The sequence below is a fragment of the Sphingomonas sp. LH128 genome (genome assembly GCF_000293195.2).
Taxonomy (GTDB): Bacteria; Pseudomonadota; Alphaproteobacteria; order Sphingomonadales; family Sphingomonadaceae; genus Novosphingobium; species Novosphingobium resinovorum_A.
Genome location: NZ_ALVC01000452.1, coordinates 1 through 1,914, shown reverse-complemented (window position 1 = coordinate 1,914; position 1,914 = coordinate 1). Strand labels below are relative to the sequence as shown.

Here is a 1,914-nt window from a genome sequence, read left to right as displayed (position 1 = left end):
GTGGCCTCCGAAGCGTTGCAGCAAGTGTGATCTGAACTTGATTGAAGGCGACGCATGACTGCTATGGGGCGTCTGCCGACCGGCAGGAAATCTCCTCGGTCGGCGATGCGCCAGGTCGAAGGCGACGGGCAGCTATCCGCCGATCTGAGCCGGTGAGCCGCCTTTCCGCTACCGTTTAGAGTTTCGGACGCCGAGAGGCGTCGGAAAGTCGGCGGTGCCCGAACCCGCGGGCCCCGCGCGATGGTCTATGGGGATTTCGACTTTGGGCGGCTCTGGGCGGTGGCGGGCGCGGCGGATAAGCGGACGTATTTGAAAGCGGAGGGTCTGCTTTCCGGCGGTCGCGAAGGTCGCTCACGGTCGGACGGTCCGCTTTCGGGCAGTTGGCGTCCGCTTTTTGACAGGCGGGAAGCAGACTCCGGCCTTCCCGGGAGCGTGGTCGTCACGGGGTCTGTCGATGATGTGCCGTGCCGGGTCACGACGCCTGTCTCTCGGATGATGCTGCGAAGCATGGAGGCGCGCGAGGCTGGTACCGGCGTTCCAGGATCTCGATGACGATCATGCGTCCACCGCAGCACGAGCACGGCGGCCGGGCATCTGGCGGTTCGGCGGGCATGTCATCGCCAGCAGGCGGCGCGATCGCGAGCAGTTGGCGGGCCCGTTCGAGACTGTCCTTGCGCATACCGCTGGCGAGCAGGCCATAATGGCGGATGCGGTGAAAGCCCTTGGGCAAGTCGTGGAGCAGGAAGCGGCGGATGAACTCGTCGGCACCAAGCGTCATCACCTGCTGCCGGTCGGCGCCGCCGCGGCGATAGTCCTTGTAGCGGAAGGTGACGCCGTCCTCGTCGAAGCGGAGAAGGCGGCTGTTCGAGATGGCGACGCGGTGAGTGTAGCGCGACAGATAGGCGAGGACCGCTTCGGGCCCGGCGAATGGCGGCTTGGCATAGACCACCCAGCGCTTTTTGCGGACCGGCGACAGGTGGCGCAGGAATGCGCGCCGTTCGGCGAGATGCGCCATGCTGCCGAAGAAGGCGAGCTGGCCAGCATCGTAGAGCGCGAGCAGTCGTGTGAGGAACAGGCGGCGGAACAGCGCGCCGAGCACGCGTACCGGCAACAGGAACGCCGGACGCGCCGAGACCCAGCGCGTGCCGTCTAGCGCGATGCCGCCGCCGGGGACAATCATGTGGATGTGCGGGTGGTGGGTCAGCGCCGAGCCCCAGGTGTGGAGCACGGCGGTGATGCCGATCCGTGCGCCGAGATGCTTCGGGTCCGCAGCGATGATCTGCATCGTCTCCGACGCCGCGCGGAACAGCAGATCGTAGATCAGCGCCTTGTTATGGAAGGCGATGGCGCCGACCTCGGCCGGCAGGGTGAAGACCACGTGGAAGTAGCCGATCGGCAGCAGGTCGGCCTCGCGGTCGGCGAGCCAGGTGCGCGCGGCAGCGCCCTGGCACTTGGGACAGTGCCGGTTGCGACAGCTGTTATAGGCGACACGCCAATGGCCACAGTCCTCGCAGGCCTCGACGTGGCCGCCCATTGCCGCCGTGCGACACTGTTCGATCGCCGACATGATCTTGAGCTGGTGCAGGCTCAGATGCCCGACATGGGCCAACCGATACGCCGGCCCTGCCGTTCGGAAGATATCGGCGACCTCGATGGAGGTGCGCACCTCGCCTCAACCGTCGGGCGTTCCCCCGCTCGGGATCATCAGCCGGTCGAGCGGACTGGTCACCGCGCGCATCGTCTTGGTCGCTACCTGGGTGTAAAAGGCGGTGGTGTTGAGCTTGGCGTGACCGAGCAGCGCCTGGATGACGCGGATATCGACACCGTCTTCGAGCAAGTGCGTGGCGAAGCTATGCCGCAGGGTATGCGGGCCGACCCGCTTGGCGATATCGGCTGCCTCGGCCGCCTCGACGA

The 1,914-nt window shown here is 66.6% G+C and carries 2 protein-coding genes; both read right to left on the bottom strand.

Annotated features, from left to right (window positions below):
• Positions 1–472: 472 nt before the first annotated feature.
• Complete coding sequence (locus tag LH128_RS28040) at positions 473–1,666, bottom strand: IS91 family transposase (protein ID WP_008833080.1); 1,194 nt, start codon at positions 1,664–1,666, stop codon at positions 473–475.
• Between the two features lie 6 nt (positions 1,667–1,672).
• The coding region (locus tag LH128_RS28035) for a tyrosine-type recombinase/integrase (protein WP_008833079.1) at positions 1,673–1,914 on the bottom strand (242 nt) is incomplete at its 5' end.